The organism is Caballeronia fortuita (assembly GCF_001544835.2).
GTDB classification, from domain to species: Bacteria; Pseudomonadota; Gammaproteobacteria; order Burkholderiales; family Burkholderiaceae; genus Caballeronia; species Caballeronia fortuita.
In genome coordinates, this window is sequence record NZ_FCNX02000002.1 from 519,471 (window position 1) to 543,314 (window position 23,844).

Here is a 23,844-nt window from a genome sequence, read left to right on the forward strand (position 1 = left end):
CAGGAGTGGGCCGACACGTTCACCGCACAACTTTCTCGCTCGGCCTGTGTGGTCTGGAAGCGCACAGGGCGTACAGGCGCTCGGCTTTGGCCTCGTCTGGCTCCGATTTTGAATCGGCGAGATTATAACGAACCGGTAATGCTTCCCGGAATTTTTGGTAATTTTTGGTAGGAAAGTGTTGCTCGGAAGACGGTCAAGAAGTTTTATGCCTTGACTTGAGTAGAAGTTGCTCGATAAGCCGTCACTACTTACCCATAAGTTCCGATTTCCGCGCGCCGATCGGGCGAGCGCGGTTCACGCGGCTCTTGTATTTGCTTTGTGCCGCCGGTCATATCGGGCGCCGCCCCGCAGGACGGCGCCCTTTTTCACACTGAATTACTGCGACTTGCCGGCCGCCGGCGAGACGACGCTCGGCGTCGCCAGCGTGTTATTGCTCGTCGCGGGCGCTGCGTTGGTGGCCGGGGAGCCGCTATTCGTGCTGCTCGGCAGGCCAGAATTCGGTGCTCGTGCGCCCATGCCGCTCTGCGAACCGGTCACGCCCGGCGTGCCGTAGCCGTTGTCCGAGCGATTCACCTGATTAGCCGGGCTGGCCGTGCTGCCAGTAGAACCGCCTCCGGCCGTTTGTGCGTAAGCCCCGCCCGACATCGCGAGTGCGGCGATGGCCGCGACCAGTGCGCTGGTTGCCTTGCTCATGATCCGTTCCTCCTTGATCGGTCAGAATTAATGGACACAGACGCCGTGTCGTACGTCTGCTCGACAATAAGCTGCGCAAAGACCGTGCCGCGTCGAGTAAACGGTTAATGCAAAAAGGGCCGCATACGCGGCCCTTTTTCGAAATTGCATCGGATATCTTACTTCGCCGTCGGCATGACGAATTCCGCGCCCTTCTCCGTGCTCTCCGGCCAGCGCTGCATGATCGACTTCTGCTTCGTATAGAAGCGCACGCCTTCCTCGCCATACGCGTGCATGTCGCCGAAGAGGCTGCGCTTCCAGCCGCCGAAGCCGTGCCATGCCATCGGCACCGGAATCGGCACGTTGATGCCGACCATGCCCACTTCGATACGTCGTCCGAATTCACGAGCGATATGACCATCGCTCGTATAGCACGCGACGCCGTTGCCGAACTCGTGCTCGTTGACGAGATCGACCGCTTCGCTGAAGTCCTTCACGCGCACGCACGCGAGCACCGGCCCGAAAATCTCTTCCTTGTAGATGCGCATGTCCGGCGTGACGTGATCGAACAGCGTGCCGCCCGTGAAGAAGCCGTCTTCGTGGCCCGGCACCTTGTAGCCGCGTCCATCGACGACGAGCTTCGCACCTTCGTCGACGCCCAGCGCGATATATCCTTCGATGCGTTCCAGCGCGGCGCGCGTGACGATCGGGCCCATTTCGGCGTCGTCTTCCATGCCGTTCCTGATCTTCAACTGCTGCGCGCGTTCGGCGAGCATCGGCACGATCTTGTCGGCGACATCGCCCACGAGCACCGCCACCGAAATCGCCATGCAGCGCTCGCCCGCCGAAGCGTAGCCCGCGCCGATCAACGCATCGACAGCCTGTTCGATGTTCGCATCGGGCATCACGACCATGTGGTTCTTCGCGCCGCCGAGCGCCTGCACGCGCTTGCCGTGCTTCGCGCCGGTTTCGTAGATGTAGTTGGCAATCGGCGTGGAGCCGACGAAGCTGATCGCCTTCACTTGAGGATGCGTAAGCAAGGCGTCGACGACGACCTTGTCGCCCTGCACGACATTGAAGATGCCATCGGGCAAACCAGCTTGCTTCAACAGATCGGCCATGAACAGCGACGCCGACGGATCGCGCTCGCTCGGCTTCAGGATGAACGCATTGCCCGATGCGATGGCGACCGGGAACATCCAGCACGGCACCATGCACGGAAAGTTGAACGGCGTGATGCCCGCGACGACGCCGAGCGGCTGGCGCGTCGTCCAGTTGTCCATGCCGGTCGAGACCTGTTCGGTGTAATCGCCCTTCAGCAGTTGCGGAATGCCGCACGCGAATTCGATCACGTCGATGCCGCGCGACACTTCGCCCTGCGCATCCGAGAACACCTTGCCGTGCTCGGCGGTGATGATCGCGGCGAGTTCGTCGCGATGCTTGTTCATCAATTCGAGGAACTTGAGCATGACGCGCGCGCGGCGGATCGGCGGCGTGTCGCGCCAGGCCGGGAACGCGGCTTTCGCGCTCGCGACGGCGGCATCGACATCGGCGGCGTCGCCCAGCACGAGATTGCGCGGACGCTCGCCCGTCGCGGGATTGAACACCGGCTGCGTGCGCGTGGCCGAGCCGTGCGTGCGCTCGCCGTGGATGTAATGGACGACGTCGGCGGTATCGTTGAACGCTTGCATCTCGACTCCTCGGAGGAACTGGTTTGGCGACCGATACAGTGTAAGAAGCGATGCGGCTCCTGCAAAGACGCTAAGATTGAACTCATTGTTTATATCGGCAAACAATCGGCTGATGGACGAGCAAAAGATCGAAGGTCTCTGGACGCATCTGCACTGGCTCACGGTGCTCGCGGAACAAGGCAGCTACACGGCGGCGGCGGCGCGCCTGAACGTATCGAAGGCGGCGATGAGCCAGCGCATCGCCGAACTGGAACGCGCGGCGGGCGTGCAGCTCGTCACGCGCACGACGCGCAGCGTGCGTTTCACCGAAGCGGGCCGCAGGCTCGTCGACGACACGCGCGAACAGTACGAGCGCATCGCGTCGAGTTTCATGAGCGTGAAGGAGATGGCGGGCGTCGCGCGCGGGCTGATCCGCGTGACCGCGCCGATGGCGTTTTCGCGGCAGCAACTCGTGCCGCGCATGTCGGGTTTTCTGCACGCGCACCCTGACGTGCGGGTGCAGCTCGAAGCATCGGACAGACTGAGTTCGATTGCGACCGAAGGCTTCGATCTCGCCGTGCGGCACAGCGCGCAAGTGCCGGATACGCATGTCGCATGGAAGCTCTGCGACACGCATTCGGTGATCGTCGCGACGCGCGCTTACCTGAAGCGGCGCGGCACGCCCGCGACGCCGAACGATCTCGCCACGCACGATTGTCTCGTCTATCCGCGTCCGCAGGCGTCGAGCATCTGGTCGTTCGAGCGCAAGGGCGGCCGCAAGAGTTCCGCCGGGCCGTACACGCTCGCGGTGAACGGGCCGTTCGCGGCGAACAACAGCGAAGTCTTGCGCGATGCGGCGCTCGACGATCTCGGCATCGCGCTATTGCCCGATTTCACCGCGCAGGCTGCCGTCCAGGCGGGCAAGCTCGTCGTGTTGTTGCCGGAATGGCGGCCGGTCGGCGCGTTCGCGGATCAGCTTTTCGTCGTGCGGCCTTATGCGCCGCACGTGCCGCGTGCGGTCGCGCTCTTCATTGGATATCTGCGCGAGACGTTTGCGGGCGGCTTTCCGCTCTAGAACGAAAAAACGCGCCGGCTTTGCAGCGGGCGCGTTTTTTCGACGATGCGTCGTTCAATGATGCGCGAACGTCGGGAACACGTCGGCCTGAACCGCATTCACGCGAGCGCCCGACTGCGCCGCACCGTCGGCCACGCCACCGTAACCGTTTTGCGCGGCGACGCGTGCTTCGGCGGCCTGGATGTCGGCGGGATAAGTCGTATCGCTGACGACGCCGGGGTTATAACCGGCCTTCTCGAGTTGCACGATCTGCGCGCGGACTTCGGCGCGCGTCAAACCTTGATTCGATTGTGCGAACGATGCGACGGGAGCCGCAAAAGCAAGCGCGACCGCTGCGATACCGATGAGCTTCTTCATGATCCTTTCCTCCGTACGGACGTTTTGAGTTGCCGCTTACGCTGCTGTGTTCTGCTCGTTCGCGACCGTTGAAGAGAGTTTAGGTATCGCACGTCCTAGGGTAAATACCTAAACGGCGAAATCACTTTTGGCGAAAACCCGACTAATCCGGTTAGCGCGCGAAGCGAACCAAGTGCTCGCGTATCGCCTATAACCAAGAGCGGAGCGCCCTTTTTAAACGGCGCATAGCACGAACGATCGTTTATTCAGGGGAATGACCTTGAACCGAATCCTTGTGATCGGCGCAGGCTTCGCCGGTCTGTGGAGCGCGCTGTCGGCGGCGCGCAAGCTGGACGAACTCGGGCACACGGAAGAAACCGAAGTCGCCATCGTCAATCCGGTGCCTTTTCATAGCGTGCGCGTGCGCAACTACGAGCTGCCGCTCGATCCGACGCTCGTTCAGCTCGATGCCGTGCTCGGACCCGCGGGCGTGCGCCTGATTCAAGCGAAGGCCACCGGGCTCGACAGCGAGAATCACAGCGTGACCATCGAGCATGAAGGCGCATCCGAAACGCTCACCTACGACCGGCTGATTCTCGCGGCGGGCAGCGTGCTCGTGCGTCCGCCGATCCCGGGCCTCGAACACTTCTCGTTCGATGTCGATACCTACGCCGGCGCGTGCAAGCTCCAGGCGCATCTGCTGACATTGCCCGCGCTGCCCGACACGCCGGGCCGCTACACGGCGGTCGTCGTCGGCGCGGGGTTGACGGGCATCGAACTCGCGGCGGAGCTGCCCGCGCGCTTGCGCGAAATCGTCGCGCAATGCGATCGCGACAAGGTGCGCGTGATTCTCGCGGATCGTTCGTCGAAGATCGCGCAATCGATGGGCGGCGCGCAGCATGTCATCGAAGGCGCGTTGTCGACGCTCGAAGTGGAGATGCGGCCGGGCGTGACGCTCGAATCGCTCGACGGCCAGAGCGTCACCTTGCGCGACGGCGCCGGCAGCGAGCGCATCGAGGCGGCGACGGTCGTCTGGTGCGGCGGCATGCACGCGAATGCGCTCGCGGCGCAGTTGCCGGTCACGCCCGATCCGCTCGGCCGCGTGCCCGTCGATACGTTCCTGCGCGCGGAAGGCGTGCCGGATGTGTTCGCTGCGGGCGATTGCGCGCGGATCCTGATCGACGGCACGCGGCCATCGGTGATGTCATGCCAGCATGGCCGGCCGATGGGACGTTATGCGGGCAATAACGCCGTCTGCGATTTTTACGGCATCGAGATGCTGCCGCTATCGATCGACTGGTATGCGACGATCTGCGATCTTGGGCCGTGGGGCGCGGTGTACACGGAAGGCTGGGACCGGAAGCTCGTCTCCGAAGGCGAGACGGCGAAGGCGACGAAGCGCACCATCAACGGCGAGCGCATCTATCCGCCGAAGGGCGGTACGCGCGAAGATCTGTTCAGGGCGGCGGCGCCCGTCGTACAAACGCCGCCGCCTGCCGAAACGCGCGGATGAGGCGTGACGAATCAGACCTTCTTGACGGAAGCGTCGTAGATTTCGTCGATGGACTGTTCGAGCGTCTTGTCGAACTCGCTGTCGCTCATGTCCTTCTTCAGCTCGTTGATGAGCGCGCGCGAGAAGCTCGCGATCATGCCGTGGTTCTGCGCCAGCTTCTTGCACGCATCGCTGCGCGTATAGCCGCCCGACAGCGCGACGACGCGCACGACACGCGGATGCTCGATCAGCGGACGATAGAAATCCGCTTCATCGGGGATGGTCAGCTTGATCATCACCTGGCTCGATTCCGGCAGCGCGTCGAGGCCCTTCAGCAATTCGTCGCGAAGAATCTTTTCCGCGCCTTTCTTGTCCGGGCTCTTGATCGACACTTCGGGCTCGAGGATCGGCACGAGACCGTGACCGATGATCTGCGCGCCCACTTCGAACTGCTGCTTCGCCACGGCGGCGATGCCTTTTTCATCGGCCTGATGGATCACCGAGCGCATCTTCGTGCCGAAGATGCCGAGCTTCGCGGCGCGCGCGAGCAGATCGTCGAGGCCGGGAATCGGCTTCATGATCTGCACGCCGTCGGCTTCGGTTTCGAGACCTTTATCGACCTTCAGGAACGGCACGACGCCGCGATCTTCCCACAGGAACGTGGGCACCGGCTTGCCTTCCGCTTCGCCGTCCATCGTGCGCTCGAACAGAATTGCGCCGATGACCTTCTTGCCCGTGAACGACGGCGCCGTGACGATGCGCACGCGCATTTCATGCATCAGCTTGAACATTTCGGCGTCGCCGTTATAGGCGTCGTCCGGAATGCCGTATTGCCGCAGCGCGCCCGGCGTCGATCCGCCGCTCTGATCCAGAGCGGCGATGAAACCATCCTTCTCAGCCATTTGCGCGAGCATTTTTTCGTTAGCCACGAACATTTCCTCCTCGAAGTTCAAACACCGGACTTGTGCAAACACAGTCCGGGCTTATGGTTCAACTTCTGCAAGTGTAATGGTTTTGACGAACGCTCAAGCCGTGTAAATCCGCCATTCGCGCGCAAATGGGGCGATGTCGTGCGCTAACGCACAGCCCGCGACAGGAAAAAATCAGGAAGCGGCGGAATTGAGATCGCCCGCATTGCCGGAGCGCGTGAAGGTTGCGAGTGCGCGGCGCAGAAACGACGGCGCGCGTGCGAAGTCGCCGGCTTGCGGCAGTTGCGCATGATCGTTCGATGTCTGCGCAACGGCTTCGACCGCTTCGACCGCTGCAACGGCTTCCGGCGCAGGAAGCGGAGCGAGCTTTTCGCGCGCATCGCCGCAACGCTGATTGAGCACGCGGCGCATGTCGGGGTCGTCGATCAGCGCCTGCGCGGTCGCCATGCCGCGTTCGAATTGCAGCGCATAGGCGATATCGGTGAAGTCTTCGTAGCGGCCGCTATCGGCCAGCTCGTACGCCAGTTCGAGTGTGCGCCGGCGTTTCCATGCATCGAAATCGTCGTGGGCCGTGCTCAAGGTGTCCTCTTCATCGCGATGAGGTGCTGTGGATGTTAGCCCGCGCCAAACGTTTTGCCGTTGTCGCTCCACAACATGCAGACGAAAAGCATCGACGAAATCGTACAAAAAGCGCTTGCCTAAAGCGCCGGATTCGCGATAGCCCTCGCTTGACAAGGCGCGCGCAAGGTATTTAATTCACTCACCCGCCACGCGAGAAAGCGATGGGCGGCGGCCGACATCTCCTGTCTGCGCTGTGAAGCAGTCCCGACGTATTGGTTGTTCGCTCCATGTGGAGCGCGATGTGCCTTTATCGGAGCCGCGTCATGAACCCGCTTTCAGGAAGTCCGGCACGCGCTGCCGCTCTTGCTCTCGCCTGCGCGCTCGCCGCGCTCATCGCCGGATGCGGCGGCTCCGATTCCGACGATACCTCCGTCCCCGACGCCATCACCCAGGTCATGAAAAAGCCCATGTATCAGGGCGCGACGTGGGCGCTGCGCGTCGTCGATCTGAATTCGGGCGATCTCATCTACGACATGAATTCGAACGCGCAGGTGTATGTCGCATCGGTGCGCAAGGTGTTTTCGCTCGGCGCGACGCTCGATCAGTACGGCGCGCAGCATCAGTTCCAGACGCCGGTCTATCGCATGGGCACGGTGGACGCAAGCGGCACGCTCAACGGCAATCTCGTGCTCGTCGCGAGCGGCGATCTCTCGATGGGCGGCCGCACGAACCCCGATGGCACGCTCGCCTGGACCAACTTCGACCACAACGAGGCCAACAGTCTCGGCAACGCGCAGATCACCGCGCCCGATCCGCTCGCGGGCTACGATTCGCTCGCCGCGCAGGTGGCGGCATCGGGCATCAGGAAGATCAACGGCGAAGTCGTGATCGACGACCGTCTTTTCGATCCCTTCGAGTTTCGCGGCGAATTCATGTTGCGCCCGATCTTCGTGAACGACGACGTCGTCGATACGATCATCTCGCAGGGCAGCGCAGGCTCGGCGACGCCGGTGGATTACCGGCCGAAGTCATCGGTGTTCACGGTGCAGTCCACGTTGATGACCGGGCAGGCGGGCACGGCGGCGAACATCACCGTGACGCCGGCGGACCCGACGTGCTTCGGCACGCTGCCTTGCACGGGCGCGATCGGCGGCTCGATTCCCGCGGGTTACGTGCCGCCGATCGTGCCGAGCTTCCCGGTGATCCGCACGTTTCGCATCACCGCGCCGCAGAACTACGCGCGCTCCGTGCTCATCGACGCGCTCGCGCGCGCAGGCGTGACCGTGACCGCGCCGGCCGTCGAAGGCAATCCGGTGCAACTGCTGCCCGCGAAGAACGCGTATTCTGCCGACACGCGCGTCGCGCAACTCACGTCGCAACCGCTCAGCGAATATTCGAAGTGGATCTTGAAGGTCAGCTACAACATCGGCGCGGATACGAGTCTCATGCTCTTCGGCGTCGCGAACAACGGCTCGACCACGCTGCAAACGGCGCTCGCGGCGGAGAACGCGAAGCTGTCGGCCGCGCCGTTCAACGTGCCGATGACGCAGACGCATTTCATCGACGGCAGCGGCGGCGGCGAAACGACAGCCACGCCGGTCGCGGTCATCGCGATGCTGCGCGCGATGGGCGGCCGCCCGGCATTCCCCGCTTATGTGGATTCGCTGCCCTTTCTCGGCGTCGACGGCTCGCTCGCGAGCACGACCGATTTCGAAACCGATCCGACGCTCGCGGGCGCGAAGGGCAAGGTGTACGCGAAAACCGGCACGTACGTGACCGGCACCGACAATCCGGACGGCACCGCGACGACCACGCTGAAGGGACAGGCGCTCGCCGGTTATATCGACGCGAAGAGCGGACGCCGGCTCGCGTTCGCGCTCGTCGTGAACAACGTGCCGATCGCCGACGTGCCCGACATCATCAACGTCTTCAACGATCAGGGCACGATCGCGGCGAATCTGTGGAAGCTGCAATGAGGGTCTATCGGCTCACCACGCGCCCGCGAACGCCAGCACCGCGCGGTTGAACGCGCCCGGACTCGCGACATTCATCCCGTGCGATGCGCGCGCGATCGTCTGACGCTCGGCGAATTCGATCCACTCTTCGAGCTTCTCGACGTTGTTGCGGAACATGCGCGGGCTTCTCTCGCCGTCGATCAGAAGCGTGCGGCACTTGATGTCGCGCGCCGCTTCGCGCGTGTATGCGGGCAGCGGATCGCGGAATTGCTTGGGCAGCGTGAGCGCATTGTCGAGCGCCATGCGGCGGAAGCTCTCCGTGCTCTTGTTCCAGAAGCCCGGCATGCTGACCGAATCCACGAACATTTCGAGACCGCGATCGAATTCGCCTTCTTCGATCAGCTCGGCGACGCGCGTGCGCAACGCGTTCGTCGCGGGCGGCAGCGTCGCGGTCACGGCCTGCGGCATGGTTTGCAGCGGGCCGCCCGGATCGGCGAGCGTGAGCGTCTTCACGAGACGCGGAAACTCGCGCGCGAGATGAAACGCGACACAGCCGCCGCGCGAATGCCCGACGAGATGCACCGGCGCGAGATCGAGCGACTCGATGAATTCCGCCATTTCCGCGACATGCGCTTCGAGGCTGAACTCGCCCTGCACGAAGGCATCGACGGCAGGCCAGTAATGCGAAAGGCTCGGCGCGATCACGCGGAACTGCTTCGCGAGCGGCACGATTTGCGCGTCCCAGTAGCGGTAATCGCACAGCGAACCGTGCACGAGAACGAGCGGCTCGCCCTCGCCGCACTCGACATACGGCACCGAAATACCCGATTTCGTCGTGGCGAACGACGGTTCGGGCAGGCCTTGCACGGCGGTGAGTACGGACAGATCGGTTCGCGCGTTCATGAATAAGCTCCTATGAATGCGACTATGCGCCGCGCCGAAGCAAAAGAAAAACGCATAATTTTGATAGAATCGTTCAGATTTTCTGATAGCAAGCCGCGCCAGCCGGCCGTTCACCATGAAAGCGCTCGATCTGGACGTTCTCGCGATGATCATCGCCGTTGCGGACACCGGCAATATCAGCCGCGCGGCCGAGCTGGTGCATCGCTCGCAATCGGCGGTCAGCATGCAGATCAAGACGCTGGAAACCGCGCTCGGCAAGCCGCTTTTCGTGCGCAAGCCGCGCAGCGTGGTGCCGACGCAGGACGGCGAAGTGCTGCTCACCTACGCGCGCCGCATGATCGCGCTGCGCGACGAGGCGTGGGCGGCGGTCGTGCGGCCCGACGTGACCGGGCGCGTGGTGATCGGCGTGCCGGACGATTACGCGTCGTCGCTTTTTCCGCCGATCCTCAAGAAATTTTCCGCGACCTATCCGAAAGTGGAAATTCAGGTCGTCGGCTTGCCGAGCCTCGCGCTCGCGCCGATGGTGAAAGACGGCTCCGTCGATCTCGTTTGCGCGACGCGCGTGAAAGGTCTGTCGGGCGAATTCCTGCGCCACGAGCCGATGGTCTGGGCCGCCGCGCCCGGCACCGAAATCTGGAAGGAGCGCCCGTTGCCGATCGCCGTGTTCCTGCCGGGCAGCGTCGCACGCGAGAACGCAATCCGCAGCCTGGAGCGCGCGCGCATCGGCTATCGGACGTCGTATGAAAGCCCGAGCCTGCTCGGTCTTTTGACGATGGCCGAAGCGGGTCTTGCCGTGACGCCGCTCGCAAAATGCGCGGTGCCGGCGCATTTCACGCTGCTCGGGCCGGCTCAAGGTCTGCCCGATATCGGCACGCTGGAAGTGGTGCTGGCGCGCAGCGCGGCGTCGAACCGGCCGCCGTGCGACTTTCTCGCCGAACGCATCACGGCCGAGTTGCGGCGCTGATTTCAGCTTCGATTGCGCGCATGCGGCGCGAAGCCCACGCGCGCACCATGCCGTTCGATGCCACCATCGGCAGCGACGCCGCCATGACACGGTACACGTCGTTACGGCGCACTTTCGAGACCTTCTGCGGATCGAGCCACGCGTCGTTGCGCGCGAGCAGCACGAGCGTTTCGAGGCCGATCATGATCGGCCAGAGACACGCGAGGCGCAGACGGATCGCGCCCGGCGGAATCGCGAGCGTGTATTCGACCGCGTCCTGAAAGAGCGCGAGCGACGTGCGCAGCAAGTCGAAGAGCACGGGTCGCGCGCGCGCCGATGTCTCCGGCCGCAGCAAATCCCGCGGCGCGAGGCCGTGACGCGCGAGCATCGATTCGGGTAGATAACATCGGCCAATGCGCAAATCCTTGGCGCAGTCGCGCAGCACGTTCGTCATCTGCAGCGCCTTGCCGAAGCGCACGCCGAGCGGGAGCATCGTGCCGGGCGCGGCTTTCAGCGTGCCGGGCATGTGCGCGTAGGTCATCGTCGTCCAGAATTCGCCGACGCAGCCCGCGACGAGATATGTGTACCGATCCAGCGCGTCGTATTCCTTCAACGCGACGATCTCGCCCGATGTCTCGTCGGGAAACGTGCGCAGGTCGAACTCCATACCCGTGGAGAGCGTCGTGACGATGCCGCGCACGGCGGCCTGATCCTGCGCGCTCAGTTGCGGCAGGATCGCGAGCCCCGCGCCGAGCGATTCGAGCAAGGCGCGTTCGTCGGGCTGTGCCTGCTGACCCGCAACTTCGCCCGCGATGCGCGCGAGCGCGCCGTCATCGGATGCGCCATTGACTTGCGCGCGCAGCGAAAGCAGCAATTCCAGCCGACGCTGCGGCGGGATCAGCGACGTATCCGCGATGGTATCGGCGGCGCGCGCGAGCAGATACGCGAGCCCGATGGGATCGCGCATGCCCGTCGGCAGAATGCGCAGCGTGAGATAAAACGAGCGCGACACGCTCTTGAGAAGCGGGCCCAGCAAAAAGGCCCGGGGCGAATTATTCATGACTCGGATCGGATGACTGCGGCCTCGCGCGCCTGAATCGCGCGCCGCCGCATTGTATCCGTCCGGGTCGGCTCAGTCGCGCGGGCCGTAGTCCAGCTTCGGATACCAGTCCGTGCCGCGTCCTTCCGGCGTCATGTCGAGCACCGTCCACAGCGGCATCAGGTCGGGCGCGCCGCGCGGGTCTTCACCGGGATCGGCCGTGGCGAAGTCCATCTCGCCGCTCCAGAAATGGCGGATCACGCCGTCGCGGCGCGTGAAGACGTTGAGCGCGGGCTCGTCGCCGCCCTCCTTCGATATCGCGTGATAGTCGCGGCTGAAATCGCCGTTCGTATCGGAGAAAAGCCGCAGGTCGCGCCAGCCGCGCGCCTTCTTGAACGCGACGAGCTTCGCGAGCGGCGAGCGCGCGATCACCGCGAGCGCCACACGCTGTTCGATATCGCGCGCCTCGCCTTCCCACGCCGACAACAGCGACGTGCACATCGGACAAGGCCGCTCGCGCTGCGGCCCGAACATGTAGCTGTAGGTGACGAGCGTGTCCTTGCCGTCGAAGAGGCCCGCGAAATCGACGGCGCCGCGTTCGCCGTCGAATCGATAGTCGCCCTTCACCTCTCCGCCCGGCGGCAAGGCGCGGCGCATCTGCGCGACGCGCTCGATATGCCGCCGCAGCTCGATCTCCTCGGCCAGCAACGCGGTGCGCGCCTGGCGATACTCCGCGCTTTCGTTGGGGAAGCGCATCGAGGCGCGCCGGGCGAGTTCATCGGCGGGAACGAGGTTCGTGGTCGTGCTCATGTCGATCTCCTTTGGCGGTGGCGTGCTCAATCGCGATCCGGCGCGCCGAGCGGAAAGAGCGGCCGATACGGCCGTGCCTCGTCGACCGCGCGCGCGAACGAAGGCCGCGCGAGCAGCCGCCTGCGGTACGCGATCACGTTCGGATACGCGTCCCCGATGCGATGACACCAGTCCGCATAGAACAGGAACGGCGCGGCGGCGCAGTCGGCCAGGCTGAACGCGTCGCCCGCCGCCCACTGGCGCGTGGCCATCTTGCGCTCGAGAAACGCGTAGGACGTATCGAGCATCTCGCGGGCATCGGCGACGCCGCGCGCATCGCGTTCGTGCTGCTCGCGCATTGCGTCGAAGACGATTTTCTGCTGCGGCGTGGCCACGTAGTTGTCGAAGAAGCGGTCCATCCAGCGCGTTTCGAGCGCGGCGCGCGGATCGTCAGGAACGAGGCGCACCGGGCCCGGATGATGCAGCCCGAGATGCTCGATGATGACCGTGGATTCGATCACCGGCCGGCCATCGTCGACGAGCACGGGAAAGCGCTTCATCGGCCAGATCTCGATGAGTTCGGCCATCGCGTGCGGCGTTTCGGGCGTGAGCGCGCGCCATTCGAACGGCGTGCCGTTCTCGTAGAGCGCGACGAGAACTTTCTGACAGTAAGAGGAAAACGGGTGGGCGTAGAGTTGCAGGCTCATCTGACAGTCTCCTTGTCGTCCGACTCGAGGCGCCGGTTATTTGCTCGACGAACGAAAAGCGTGGCAATCGACAGCGATCCGAAAAATTTTGTTGTGCGGCGCAGCGTAAGGTCTGTCGATTTGCTAACTTGCGCGATTTTTGGGCGGCGTAGGCACGGCGCCCCTCACAATGTCCGCGAGGCCGGCCAGAGGTTATGAACCGAGAAAACAAGATCAAAATCGTCGTCGCAGACGATCGCCCCGTCGTCCTGTATGGACTTCAGAGCTGGTTCGAGTCGCACGAGCGCTTTAGCGTGTCTCTTTGTGTCAGAAGCACCGATCAACTGCTCGCGCGGCTCAAGATCGCGCGCTACGACCTGATCGTACTGAGCGGCGGCATGGAAGGCGCGCAAGCGGACGACTTCGCGTTGCTGCGCGCCCTGCGCGACGCGTATCCGCAGACGCCTATCGTCGCTTTCACCGATTCGACCGATGCCCACGTGCTCGCCGACATGCAGCGCGCGGGCGCGGCGGGTCTCGTGAGCATGCGCGAAGAGGCGCGTGCGTTCGAGCGCGTGTGCGAGCGCGTGATATCCGGCGCGACGGAGATCGTCTCACCGCGCATCGCGGCGTGTTGCGACGCCGCCGCCGCGCCGGCTTGGTTCGATGCGTCGCCCGACTACGACCTCGTGCGCATGAGCGTTAGGCAGTTCCTCGCGCGGATCTGAGCGCGGTGGCGTCGCTGGCGGGTGCCTTGGTGAATTCGATGGGATTCTTTGCCTTTGGAAAGCCGACGTCCCGCCCGTCCTCGAATCCCTTCTCGTAAGCGCGTTGATCGAGCGATCTGAAAAGCGGCTCGAGTTCGTCGACGTGCATACGGATCAGATCCATCAGCGGCTTGACGAGCGCGGCGCTCTCTTCCGTTCCTGTTCCCGTGCCTTTTAGGCTGCTGACGACCTGCACCATTGCGCGCAAGGTCTTTGCCCGCTGTATGCAATAGTCGCTCAACGGCATGGAATACGTGACGACTGCGTGCCCTTTCTCATTGAATGAAACGTTCATTTTGGATTCCAAGGTCTCTCTCCATTCGGATTAGTAGAGAACCCACTCTAGGTGTGTCCGTCCGATGCGGGCCACTAGAGAATTCCGATTTACGTTTCACGATGGCGACATCTGCCGATGCGATTCTTTCGGGTTTGTTTCCGAAAAACGATATCGCTTACCCGCCGATGAGCCTCGATTTCGCCTTGCGTCTTTTCGCTGCGTTCGCGTGCGGCGTCGCCATCGGTCTCGAACGGCAGTTGCGCCAGCGCACGGCGGGATTGCGCACCATCACGCTCGTCGCGAGCGGCGCGTGTCTCTTCGTCACGCTCGGCATGCTGACGGGCAACGGCGTCGCGGGGGTCACGCAGATCGCCGCGTATGTCGTGTCGGGCGTCGGCTTTCTCGGCGGCGGCGTCATCATGCGGGACAAGGGCTCGATTCAAGGCATCAACACGGCGGCGACGCTATGGTGTTCGGCGGCCGTCGGCGTGCTATGCGGCACCGGGCATTACGGTCCCGCGATCGCGGGCACGGGCGTCGTGCTCGCGACCAACACGCTGCTGCGGGAGCTGAGCCGTCTCATCAACGCGACGCCGGTATCGAGCGCGGATATCGTGCGCGAATACGTGCTGACGGTGATCGGCCGGCAGGAGGACGAGATCCACATCCGCACGCTGCTGTCGAACGCAATGGACACGCAACCGCTTTCCTTCCAGAGCCTGACGAGCGAGGACGTCGACGGCGAGCCGCCGCGCATCAAGGTGACGGCGACGGTGCGCATGCATCCGAAGGATCAGGCGAAGCTCGAACGCATGGCGAGCCGGATGAGCATGGAGCGCGGCGTGTCGAGCATCAGTTGGGCGGGCAAGGAAGTGGAGACGGCGCCGGAGTGAGATTTACGGCGCCGCGCGCTGCCCCATCCGTTCGCGCAACGCAGCGCAATGCGCGATCAGATTTTTGCGCGTCGCGACGAATGCCTTCAACGGCGTATCGATGTCGTAGAACCAGATGTTCGCGACGAACCCGTACAGCGCGGCATCGGTGCTTGCGGGCGCATCGCCGAACATGAACGGGCCGTCGCCGAGCAGATTTGCGAGCGCGCCGAGACTCGCGATGCCGCGCGCGTAGGCGGCGTCCGGTTCGTATCGGCCGATGCCTTGATAGCGATAGCGCTCGAAGTTGTACTGACGCGCGCCTTCCAGCGCCTGCCCGCCGATGTCCGGGAGCTGCGCGAGGAGCGCATCGCGAAATTGCGGCCAGTAGCGGTCGTCGCGCCAGCGCGAGTAGGACATCACCCAGTAAAGATCGTCGAGCGTGCGGCGGATCAGCAGGTCGAGATCGCGCTGGGCGGAAGTCAGCGCGTCGTCCAGCGTGATTGCGTGGCGGCTTTTCAGATGCGCGATGATCGTATCGCTATCGCCGATGGTTTCATCGCCGTCGACGAGATACGGAAGCTGACCGCGCGGCGCGGCGCTCGTATCGAGCACATGACGATGCTCGAATGGAACGCCCGCGAGCCGCAGGAACGCGAAGACCTTCAGTCCGAACGGGTTGTTGTCTTCGAGGCCGAACAACCGAGGATACGAGTAGAGCGTGATCATCGACGTCTCCGGGGCGCCGCCCTGCAAGGACGCGCCAACTTCGCTACGATTTGCGACTGGCCTTGCATCTTCCCGTCACGTGGCGCCGCCGACGAGGCGCGCGCCGCCACACACGAAAAATACTATGCCCACGCCGCCTCATGCCATCGGTTTTACACTCGATCCGCTCGATCGCGTGTCGGAAAAGCGCGATGACGAAAGCTTCGTCCACGCGCTGCGCGCCGATCCCGCAACGCGCTTTCTGCTCTTCGTGAACAACGTGCCGCTTTTCAAGCGCGCATCCGGGCACGATCCACTTTTCGGCGCGCAGGAAGCGCAGACGCTCGGCACGCCCTTGCAAACCGTTTTTCTCGGCCGCGACGCGGACCGGCGCGCGCTCTTCGCCGCATCGTTCGACGAAGGCGCGCAGGCGTTGCACGATGTCGAAGCCGTCGAACTGCGCCCTGTCGCGATGCAGGGTCTCGTGCCGCCGCCGCTCGTGAGCGCGCTGGGCGAAGCGCGTTCGATGCTCGACTGGCATCGGCGTCATCGCTTTTGCGCGAACTGCGGCCAGTCGACCGATTCGGCGGGCGCGGGCTGGCGGCGCATCTGTCCGAACTGCAAGGCGCAGCATTTTCCGCGTGTCGATCCGGTGGTCATCATGCTCGTGACCGATGGCGAGCGATGTCTGCTCGGACGACAGCCGCAATTTCTGCCTGGCATGTATTCGGCGCTGGCGGGCTTCGTCGAACCGGGCGAGACCTTCGAGCATGCGGTGTATCGCGAGGTGCTGGAGGAAGCGGGCATTCGTTGTACGGACGTGCGTTATTACGCGTCCCAGCCGTGGCCGTTTCCGTCGTCGCTGATGATCGGCTGCTTCGCGCGCGCGGCGTCGACCGGGATCGTCGTCGACAGGAACGAGCTCGAAGACGCGCGCTGGTTCACGCGAGCGGAGGTCGGCGCGATGCTCGACGGCACGCACGAGAACGGCCTTTCTGCGCCGAAGCCGTTTGCGATCGCGCATCATCTGCTGAAGGCGTTCGCGATGAACGAACTGGACTGAGCGCCACGCGGGCGCGGGCATCGCATCAATCCTCATACACCGGGTGAACGACATGAACATGAAAGGCGGCGTCCATATCTGGCTGATCCGGCATGGCGAAACGGAGTGGAGCAAGTCGGGCCAGCACACGGGCACGACGGATATCCCGCTCACCGACGATGGCCGCAAGCAGGCGGCCGCGCTTGCGCCGGTGCTTGCATCGCAGACGTTCGATCTCGTGCTGACGAGCCCGATGGGACGTGCAATCGAGACATGCCGGCTTGCGGGTCTGGGCGATCGCGCGCAGGTGGAGCCCGAGCTGCACGAGTGGAACTACGGCATCTACGAGGGGCGCAAGACGGCGGATATTCGTGCGGAGGTGCCGGACTGGTCGGTGTGGACATCGCCGATTCCGGAAGGCGAGAATCTCGCGGATGTCGGCAGGCGGGCGCAGGCGCTCATCGACAAGCTGCTCGATACGAAGGCGATGAATATCGCGCTTTTTTCGCACGCGCATTTTTCGCGGGTGTTCGGTGCGCAATGGGCGACGGGGGCGCCCGGGCTTGGGGCGCATCTGGTGATGGATACGGCGGCGATGAGTGTGCTCGGGTTCGAGCGGGAGGTGAGGGCGATTGTTAAGTGGAATCTGGTGGGGTGAGATGGGGGATCGGCGCAGGGGATGCGCCGATCGTTTGTAGATGCGAGCGAGGCGGCGCGTCACCGTGCCCGAACGCGCATTCGTCGCCAGCAGCCTGCGGCTTGCGTTACGAAGCGGGAGACATCGAAAGGCGAAGCCGCGGCGCGTTCTTGCAGGCTGCCATCGTGCTAGTGATTGGGAAGGTTCGCGTCGGCTCGGCAACGAACGTTAAGGCAGTCGGAAATGAATGCGACGTCAACCCGCTTTTCGTCCGTCAGCGGGTCCGTTCACAGTTTTGCATATCCGTTTAACTTCTGCCCTGAGGAGGCCGAGTTGTGCGACCAACTGCTTTCCTGCGATTCAACGCGCCTCTACGAGCCCTTGCGGTTCGCGCTCCGTGGTTTCTGCGTGGGCCACTTACTTGCTGTGGGCATGAGCGACCTTCTGCATCGCCACTCAAACCGCCAGCCGCAGAATTTCCGCCGTTTTAACAACCTGTGAGATGACTACCTGGGCGGACCGTGCGCGATCCAATCTCGTTCGGTTCTACGAGGGCACTCCTTAGACGAGCGTCACCTGAACGCGAATCAAGGCGTGCAACAGTTGTTCGGACATCCTGGTATATATGTCACTTCGACTCGCCGCCCTCCCGGTTCAGAGAAGCTCCTTGGCTTACTCTCTTCATAGACTCGCCCGTACACCGATAAGCTTGTGCTATGTAGCCCGAACTGCTGCAACGCGACCCACACTTTTGCGGCACGCTTTTCCGAGAGCTCGCGCGGCTTCGTTTCCGACGGTTCTGCCAACCCCCTTACGAGGATACCGTCTGTAAATCGGAACTGCCGCATATCGGCCGCCCACGCGGACAATCGCGAGAGCTCCGCTCCCGTGAGATCGATCGAGTTCTTTTGGAATTGCACGTCGATCTGCTTTCCCGGCCGATTCTGAGAACCGTCGCAAGCAACTGATTGCGTGCACCAAGCCAAAGCCGCAAACGCTAATATTTTTCTAATCCGAATAAACACAATAACCCGCCACGCTATCGGCATTTTTTATCGCAAGTTCTGGGTGCGCCTGGCCCCAGGTTTTAAGCATTGGAACGATGCCGTACTTGGGATCTTCCGTCGCCATGGTATCGAGAAAATGGCTAGCCTCATGAATTATGGTCGAGACGCGTGAATCGCCACCGCCGCTTCTTGGCCTCATTGTGCAGAAACCGAGGCTAATAGCGATTGTATGAGTTGCTGTGTCAGGGGCGCATACGTGCGCAGCTTCAGCATCCAGGCCACGCGGGTTGGGCAGGCATCCAGTCGCCTTGTCTGCTTCGCTGTCGGTGCGAACAACGTTCTCGGGTCCGAATCGACGCACGACCTCGAGCACCCGTCCTAGACCAGCGAGCAAATGTTCGCGCATATGCTGGTCACTGCGGCCGAACCATTGGAATACTCGATTCTTCTCGCCGGCGCGCCACGCGTTCAAGGCTTCTAGCCGAACTTCAATCTTCGCGATGGCTTCCGCTTGTGCATCGGCAAAGGCGTTCCGGAATTCTGCATTCGTCATGTTTGGGCAGATGCGCTCCGTATTGACGAACACATCAACAGACGAACCCTCGACCGTGTTGGTCATCGAAGAATGGACGTTGAAGAATTCTCCTGCCATTACAACGCTTCCTCGATCTCGACCGTGATTTCCTCGGCCGCGCTGGTCTCGATGCGTTGCGTCCGTCCAGCTTGGTCGGTAACGCCCTGCACGACGATTCCGCTGGTGCTGACCAAGCGATAAGGCATGTTGGCAAGCGGTCGGCCGCTCGATCTGTCGCGAAGGACGTACGTTTCATCGAACACGGACTTGGATGCCGCCGAACTTGCAAACGACGCCATCGGTGTTGCGCTTTCTTTAGGTGCGCCGCTGCTCGTGAAGAGAAACTCCCGGTTTCCCGAAAGCACGCGGTTCTGTCCGCACGGGCACAAGACTCGGTCCATGTGCTTGACCGTTGGTAACCCCTCATCGAGCCACGTATCCGCTGTCCCCAAGATGGGAAAAGCACCTTTGCAGTCCCCGCACGTTGCAAGATCATTACGGCGAGCGAGTGTTTGGCCGTTGGAGGCGTAGAAGGAAGAGGATCCACCTAGAACACGGCCCCTCGTGGTCGTCCAATCCCCTTTTGCAACAAGTCTGTCAGTCATGCTATCTAAAGTCAGCGAAAGTCGCCATTCGAATGAATGGTGCCGATAGCATACGAGGGCATTGAGGAAGTGCAACGAAACACCGGCAAGCAAAATCAAAATCCACAAACTTTGACGCCGTGGCATGCCTGAAACTCGCACTCGGCATAACCGGCGTCGTCATTTGTGTCTTCGTTCACTCATTCGCTTCCAGTGGGTTTCCCACACATACCCAACGGCGGCACGTAGCGCTGTGCCGGAACCATTCGGTGCCGAACCCGCGTCATCAAACGACTAGCTAGTCGATCGTGCGCGTTCCAGGCACGATAGGATTTGTGAGGGCACTCTTCAGGCGAGTGCCGCCGGGGACGAGAGGACTACTCAAACTGAGTGTGACTGCAGGCGTAAAAAAGCTGCTTCCTCTGGTCACTTTCCTTTGCAGCAGCAAAGAACGTGACTGCCGCCCCGCACAGGTGCAGTACCTATAAACCAAAAGCAAAACGGACCTCCCCGCCCCCCACACCTAACGCCCCCCACCCCCATCATCCCCCCTCTCAAGAAAATCAAAATCACACCCCTTATCCGCCTGCATCACATGCAACTGATGCATCACACCGAACCCGCGCTCGAACGGCCGCGTGGGCGCCGTCCACGCCGCTCTCCGCGCATCAAGCTCCGCCTCATCGACATCGAGATGCAATCGCCGCGCCGCCACATCCAACTCGACGATATCGCCATCCCTCACCAGCGCGAGCGGGCCGCCAACGAACGATTCCGGCGCCACATGCAGCACGCAAGCGCCATAACTCGTGCCGCTCATGCGCGCATCGGAGATACGGACCATATCGCGCACGCCCTGCCTCAAGAGCTTCCGCGGGATCGGCAACTGGCCCCACTCCGGCATGCCCGGCGCGCCGACCGGACCCGCGTGCTGCAACACGATCACCGAATCCGCGGTGACATCGAGCGCTTCATCGTCGATGCGCGCGGTCATGTCGGCGTGATCCCTGAACACGACCGCCCGCCCGCGATGCTTCAGCAAATGCGCTTCCATCGCCGCCGGCTTGATGACCGCGCCATCCGGCGCGAGATTGCCCGTCAGCACGGCAAGGCCGTCGCTCGCAACCAGCGGATTGTCGCGACGGCGAATCACGTCTTCATCGAAAATCCGCGCGCCCGCGATGTTCTCGCCGAGCGTCGCGCCATTGACGGTGAGCTGAGTTCCATCGATCAAATCGCCGAGTTCCGCGAGCAGCGCACGCAGGCCGCCCGCATAGAAGAAGTCCTCCATCAGATACTTGCCCGCCGGGCGGATATTGCCGATCACCGGCGTCACACGCGCGAGCGCGTCGAAGCGCGCGGTCGTGAGCGGCACGCCCGCGCGGCGCGCAATTGCGACGAGATGCACGATGGCGTTCGTCGAGCCGGACAGCGCCAGCACGGTCGTCACGGCGTTATCGAAGGATTTCGGCGTCAGAATGTCCGACGGCTTCAAGTCCGTCCACACCATCTCGACTATGCGCTGCCCCGTCAGCGACGCATATTGCGCGTGCCGCGAATCCACCGCCGGAATCGACGCGAAGCCAGGCAGCGTCAGGCCGAGCGCTTCGGCGGCGCTCGTCATCGTCGATGCGGTGCCCATCGTCATGCAATGGCCGGCCGAGCGCGCGATCCCGCTTTCCACGCCCTTCCACTCGTCCTCGCCGATCTTGCCCGCGCGCAGTTCCGCCCAATACTTCCATGTGTCCGAGCCCGAGCCGAGCGTGCGGCCGTTCCAGTCGCCGCGCAGCATCGGGCCGGCGGGAAGATAGATCGCGGGCAGATTCATGCTGATCGCGCCCATCAGCAGCGCGGGCGTGGTCTTGTCGCAACCGCCCATCAGCACGCAGCCGTCGAACGGATACGAGCGCAGCACTTCCTCGACTTCCATCGCAAGAAAATTGCGATAAAGCATGGTCGTCGGCTTCTGGAACGGCTCCGCGAGCGTCATCACCGGCATTTCGACGGGAAAGCCGCCCGCCTGCCACACGCCGCGCTTCACGTCCTCCACGCGCTGTCTGAAATGCGTGTGGCACGGGTTGATCTCGCTCCACGTGTTGATGACGGCGATCACCGGCTTGCCCATGTAATCCGACGGGTGATAGCCCATCTGCGCCGTGCGCGACCGATGACCGAACGAGCGCAGATCGTTCACGCCGTACCAGCTATGGCTGCGCAGTTCTTCCGGCTTCTTGCGATTCGAAGTCAAACGATGTCCCCTCGTTCTACTTGATGTTCAGCCGCACCGATGCAATCAGTTCGGCTAGCCCCAGCCACAGAATCTGCACGCCGATGCAGAAGATGATGAAGGCGAAAAGGCGCATCGCGACCTGCGTGCCGACCGCGCCGAGCAGGCGCTCCAGATGGCCCGCGAAGCGCACGCACAGATAAATGCTCGCGCACAGGATGACGAGCCCGACGCCCACGCCAGCGAGATGCACCGGCTGCAGTCCCTGACGCGGCGACCCCGTGCCGAGCGCGATGGCGACCGCGATCGCGCCCGGCCCGACGGTGATCGGCAACGTCAGCGGATAGAACGCCTTCGCGCGCAGCGACGCGCCGCCGCGCGGTCTGGGCGCGGCATCGACGCCGTCGGCGCCGTCGTCGTCATCCGGCGTCTGGAGGAGGCTCCAGCCCGCCATCGCGACAACGAGACCGCCCGCCACGCGCAGCACCGGAATCGAAATGCCGAAGAACGACAGCACGTACGCGCCGATCGACAGCGACGCCAGCAGAATCACGAAACTGTTGATGCAGATGCGCCGGGCAAGCTCCGCGCGATCGGCGTCGCCGATATGCGGCAGCATGCTCAGCACGACGAGCGCCGTCGCGGGCGGATTGATGATCGGGAAGAGTCCGGCGACGATCACGAGAACCGTCTTGGCGAATTCGTTGAGCATGCGCGTCGTTGTCCGTTCGTCAAAGGCGTGCTGCAAGCCCGGACATTGTGCAGCCAACTCGGCGCGCGTGCGCGAATTTACATCGTGGTCAGACGAACGGCGCGGCGAGGATCAGCGTGCACTCGGTCAGAAACGATCCGAGCCCGACGCCGATCAGCACGCGCGCGATGAGCGTCCACACGCGGCGATCGACGTTGCCCGAGCAGCGCCACGCGAGCGCGCACCACAGCAGATACAGCGCCGCGCACACGGCGAATACGCCCAGCATGCCGGGCCAGAACCAGACGGTGATCAGCAGAAATGATTCGGGAGCGACGCCGCTCGTCCAGAGGTCGAGGTAGACGAACCACCACGCCACGTGGATCGGCACGCCCAACAGCCACCAGACTTTCCAGAAGCGTTCTTCTCCGCGCCAGGCCTTGCGCAACATGCGTCGTCGTGCGGTGAAAGGAGGCACGCATTTTACTCCACGCGCCCGCCCTCGCGCCCTCTCGCCCTCTCGCCCGCTCACGCAGACAGGCTGCGGCGCTTCGCCTCGATACGCGTGATGAGGCGTTGCAGCACATTCTCCGCCGCGCCCGACAGCCGCACGAAGCGAAAGCCGACGACATAGCGCACGTCGCCGCGCGGCGTCGTCACCGAGCGCGGCGACACGAGTTCGAGATCGACGGGCAGCGCCGCGCCCGGACCGAGATGGAGCACGACGTCGTCGAAGAGCGTGCCGGGCGCGGTTTCCGAGAGACGCGGCGTGTCCATGCGCAGCGCGATGCCGCCGAGCGACAGATCGTGCACTTCGTAGCGGAACGGCTCGCCGTCGGCGAATGCGCCCTTCGCGTAGAACGGTTCGAGAATCGGCGCCGGCACGCGAAAGAACTCGCGCCGCTGGAAGTGATAGAGCTTGTCGGGGAAAGATACTTCGAACGCTTGCCGGCCTTCGTAGGTCACGGCATGCGCGGCGGGCGTCGTGAATTCGACGCGCACGCCGTCCGGCGCGCCCTTGAAATACAACTGCGGCGCCGCGAGCAGCGCGCGATTGTCCGACTCGACGCCGCCCCAGTCGAACACGATGCGCGCCTCGCGCACGTCGATTTCCAGCAATTGCGTGACGATCTGGCCGTGTCCGCTCGTCACCGTCAGCATGTCGCGCCGTTGCACGAGACTGCGCAGAACGATCGATATCTCCGATGGCGTGTGCCGCGCGAAGCGCTCATGATCTTCCGCGAATTTTTCGATGTCGGATGCGTGCGGCAACGGTTCGGCGAGCATGATGGTCCAATCTGTTCAGTTGGGACAGCGAGCGGCGGCTACCAGGTTCGCTCATGTTGCCCGAAACAAATCGGCTTCGGTACGTCGGTAACGACTAGATTTTCACGGTAATTCAGCGTTT

Annotated in this window: 25 protein-coding genes; 8 read left to right on the top strand and 17 right to left on the bottom strand. The window is 63.3% G+C overall.

Features of this window, described 5'->3' with window-relative positions; translation table 11 throughout:
- Positions 1–375: 375 nt before the first annotated feature.
- Positions 376–693 carry a hypothetical protein gene (locus tag AWB77_RS06610; RefSeq protein ID WP_061133574.1) on the bottom strand — a complete coding sequence of 106 codons (318 nt, stop codon included), beginning with the start codon at positions 691–693 and terminating at the stop codon, positions 376–378.
- Between the two features lie 158 nt (positions 694–851).
- The gene (locus AWB77_RS06615; RefSeq protein WP_061133575.1) at positions 852–2,363 is read right to left on the bottom strand and encodes a CoA-acylating methylmalonate-semialdehyde dehydrogenase; all 1,512 of its coding nucleotides are present in this window, start codon (positions 2,361–2,363) and stop codon (positions 852–854) included.
- Between the two features lie 112 nt (positions 2,364–2,475).
- Here AWB77_RS06615 and AWB77_RS06620 point away from each other — a divergent pair, with 112 nt between their 5' ends.
- Positions 2,476–3,417 (top strand): LysR family transcriptional regulator, encoded by a 942-nt coding sequence (locus tag AWB77_RS06620; RefSeq protein ID WP_061133576.1) that lies wholly within the window; start codon positions 2,476–2,478, stop codon positions 3,415–3,417.
- Between the two features lie 54 nt (positions 3,418–3,471).
- Here the strand turns inward: AWB77_RS06620 and AWB77_RS06625 are convergent, their stop codons facing one another.
- Positions 3,472–3,774, bottom strand: a complete 303-nt coding sequence (locus AWB77_RS06625) for a DUF4148 domain-containing protein (RefSeq protein ID WP_061133577.1) — start codon at positions 3,772–3,774, stop codon at positions 3,472–3,474.
- Positions 3,775–4,033: 259 nt separating this feature from the next.
- Between AWB77_RS06625 and AWB77_RS06630 the strand changes: the two genes are divergently transcribed.
- On the top strand, positions 4,034–5,266 hold the full coding sequence (locus tag AWB77_RS06630; protein WP_208601497.1) for an NAD(P)/FAD-dependent oxidoreductase: 1,233 nt from the start codon (positions 4,034–4,036) through the stop codon (positions 5,264–5,266).
- 11 nt (positions 5,267–5,277) lie between these two features.
- Here the strand turns inward: AWB77_RS06630 and AWB77_RS06635 are convergent, their stop codons facing one another.
- A complete protein-coding gene (locus AWB77_RS06635) occupies positions 5,278–6,174 on the bottom strand; it encodes a fructose bisphosphate aldolase (protein ID WP_061133707.1) in 897 nt (298 codons plus the stop codon).
- Between the two features lie 174 nt (positions 6,175–6,348).
- A complete protein-coding gene (locus AWB77_RS06640) occupies positions 6,349–6,753 on the bottom strand; it encodes a hypothetical protein (protein WP_061133579.1) in 405 nt (134 codons plus the stop codon).
- 305 nt (positions 6,754–7,058) lie between these two features.
- Here AWB77_RS06640 and AWB77_RS06645 point away from each other — a divergent pair, with 305 nt between their 5' ends.
- Positions 7,059–8,711: a D-alanyl-D-alanine carboxypeptidase/D-alanyl-D-alanine-endopeptidase gene (locus tag AWB77_RS06645; RefSeq protein WP_061133708.1), complete on the top strand. Its 1,653-nt coding sequence runs from the start codon at positions 7,059–7,061 to the stop codon at positions 8,709–8,711.
- Positions 8,712–8,723: 12 nt separating this feature from the next.
- Here the strand turns inward: AWB77_RS06645 and AWB77_RS06650 are convergent, their stop codons facing one another.
- Entirely contained in the window at positions 8,724–9,593 is an 870-nt protein-coding gene (locus tag AWB77_RS06650; RefSeq protein WP_061133709.1) for an alpha/beta fold hydrolase, read from the bottom strand.
- Between the two features lie 115 nt (positions 9,594–9,708).
- Between AWB77_RS06650 and AWB77_RS06655 the strand changes: the two genes are divergently transcribed.
- On the top strand, positions 9,709–10,557 hold the full coding sequence (locus AWB77_RS06655) for a LysR substrate-binding domain-containing protein (RefSeq protein WP_061133580.1): 849 nt from the start codon (positions 9,709–9,711) through the stop codon (positions 10,555–10,557).
- Here AWB77_RS06655 and AWB77_RS06660 read toward each other — a convergent pair.
- From AWB77_RS06660 to AWB77_RS06670, 3 genes are all read right to left on the bottom strand, one after another.
- The gene (locus AWB77_RS06660; RefSeq protein ID WP_061133581.1) at positions 10,535–11,596 is read right to left on the bottom strand and encodes a phytoene/squalene synthase family protein; all 1,062 of its coding nucleotides are present in this window, start codon (positions 11,594–11,596) and stop codon (positions 10,535–10,537) included. The two genes, AWB77_RS06655 and AWB77_RS06660, sit on opposite strands and share 23 nt — an antisense overlap.
- 72 nt (positions 11,597–11,668) lie before the next feature.
- Positions 11,669–12,385, bottom strand: coding sequence for a DUF899 family protein (locus AWB77_RS06665; RefSeq protein ID WP_061133582.1), 717 nt, complete (start codon positions 12,383–12,385; stop codon positions 11,669–11,671).
- Between the two features lie 26 nt (positions 12,386–12,411).
- Entirely contained in the window at positions 12,412–13,071 is a 660-nt protein-coding gene (locus AWB77_RS06670; protein WP_061133583.1) for a glutathione S-transferase family protein, read from the bottom strand.
- Positions 13,072–13,265: 194 nt separating this feature from the next.
- Here AWB77_RS06670 and AWB77_RS06675 point away from each other — a divergent pair, with 194 nt between their 5' ends.
- Positions 13,266–13,778 (top strand): response regulator, encoded by a 513-nt coding sequence (locus AWB77_RS06675; RefSeq protein WP_061133584.1) that lies wholly within the window; start codon positions 13,266–13,268, stop codon positions 13,776–13,778.
- Here AWB77_RS06675 and AWB77_RS06680 read toward each other — a convergent pair.
- Complete coding sequence (locus AWB77_RS06680; protein WP_157694756.1) at positions 13,753–14,016, bottom strand: hypothetical protein; 264 nt, start codon at positions 14,014–14,016, stop codon at positions 13,753–13,755. The two genes, AWB77_RS06675 and AWB77_RS06680, sit on opposite strands and share 26 nt — an antisense overlap.
- Positions 14,017–14,279: 263 nt before the next feature.
- On the opposite strand from AWB77_RS06680, the gene AWB77_RS06685 reads away from it, so the two are divergent.
- Complete coding sequence (locus AWB77_RS06685) at positions 14,280–14,987, top strand: MgtC/SapB family protein (protein WP_061133710.1); 708 nt, start codon at positions 14,280–14,282, stop codon at positions 14,985–14,987.
- 3 nt (positions 14,988–14,990) lie between these two features.
- Here AWB77_RS06685 and AWB77_RS06690 read toward each other — a convergent pair whose 3' ends face one another.
- Entirely contained in the window at positions 14,991–15,695 is a 705-nt protein-coding gene (locus AWB77_RS06690) for a glutathione S-transferase family protein (protein ID WP_061133711.1), read from the bottom strand.
- A gap of 124 nt (positions 15,696–15,819) precedes the next feature.
- On the opposite strand from AWB77_RS06690, the gene nudC reads away from it, so the two are divergent.
- A complete protein-coding gene (gene nudC, locus AWB77_RS06695; protein WP_061133712.1) occupies positions 15,820–16,737 on the top strand; it encodes an NAD(+) diphosphatase in 918 nt (305 codons plus the stop codon).
- A gap of 58 nt (positions 16,738–16,795) precedes the next feature.
- On the top strand, positions 16,796–17,374 hold the full coding sequence (locus AWB77_RS06700) for a histidine phosphatase family protein (RefSeq protein WP_244158460.1): 579 nt from the start codon (positions 16,796–16,798) through the stop codon (positions 17,372–17,374).
- Between the two features lie 987 nt (positions 17,375–18,361).
- Here AWB77_RS06700 and AWB77_RS06705 read toward each other — a convergent pair.
- The 6 genes from AWB77_RS06705 to AWB77_RS06730 all read right to left on the bottom strand — a co-directional run bounded on the left by AWB77_RS06705 (position 18,362) and on the right by AWB77_RS06730 (position 23,723).
- Positions 18,362–19,012, bottom strand: a complete 651-nt coding sequence (locus tag AWB77_RS06705) for a M35 family metalloendopeptidase (protein ID WP_061133586.1) — start codon at positions 19,010–19,012, stop codon at positions 18,362–18,364.
- Positions 19,012–19,665, bottom strand: a complete 654-nt coding sequence (locus AWB77_RS37150; RefSeq protein WP_341844951.1) for a PAAR domain-containing protein — start codon at positions 19,663–19,665, stop codon at positions 19,012–19,014. The genes AWB77_RS06705 and AWB77_RS37150 overlap by 1 nt, the downstream gene beginning before the upstream one ends.
- Before the next feature lie 376 nt (positions 19,666–20,041).
- On the bottom strand, positions 20,042–21,766 hold the full coding sequence (gene araD, locus AWB77_RS06715; protein ID WP_061133588.1) for an L-arabinonate dehydratase: 1,725 nt from the start codon (positions 21,764–21,766) through the stop codon (positions 20,042–20,044).
- A gap of 16 nt (positions 21,767–21,782) precedes the next feature.
- Entirely contained in the window at positions 21,783–22,457 is a 675-nt protein-coding gene (locus AWB77_RS06720) for a MarC family protein (RefSeq protein ID WP_061133589.1), read from the bottom strand.
- Between the two features lie 88 nt (positions 22,458–22,545).
- Positions 22,546–22,887 (bottom strand): hypothetical protein, encoded by a 342-nt coding sequence (locus AWB77_RS06725; protein WP_061133590.1) that lies wholly within the window; start codon positions 22,885–22,887, stop codon positions 22,546–22,548.
- 77 nt (positions 22,888–22,964) lie between these two features.
- Entirely contained in the window at positions 22,965–23,723 is a 759-nt protein-coding gene (locus AWB77_RS06730; protein ID WP_061133591.1) for a flagellar brake protein, read from the bottom strand.
- Positions 23,724–23,844 lie beyond the last annotated feature (121 nt).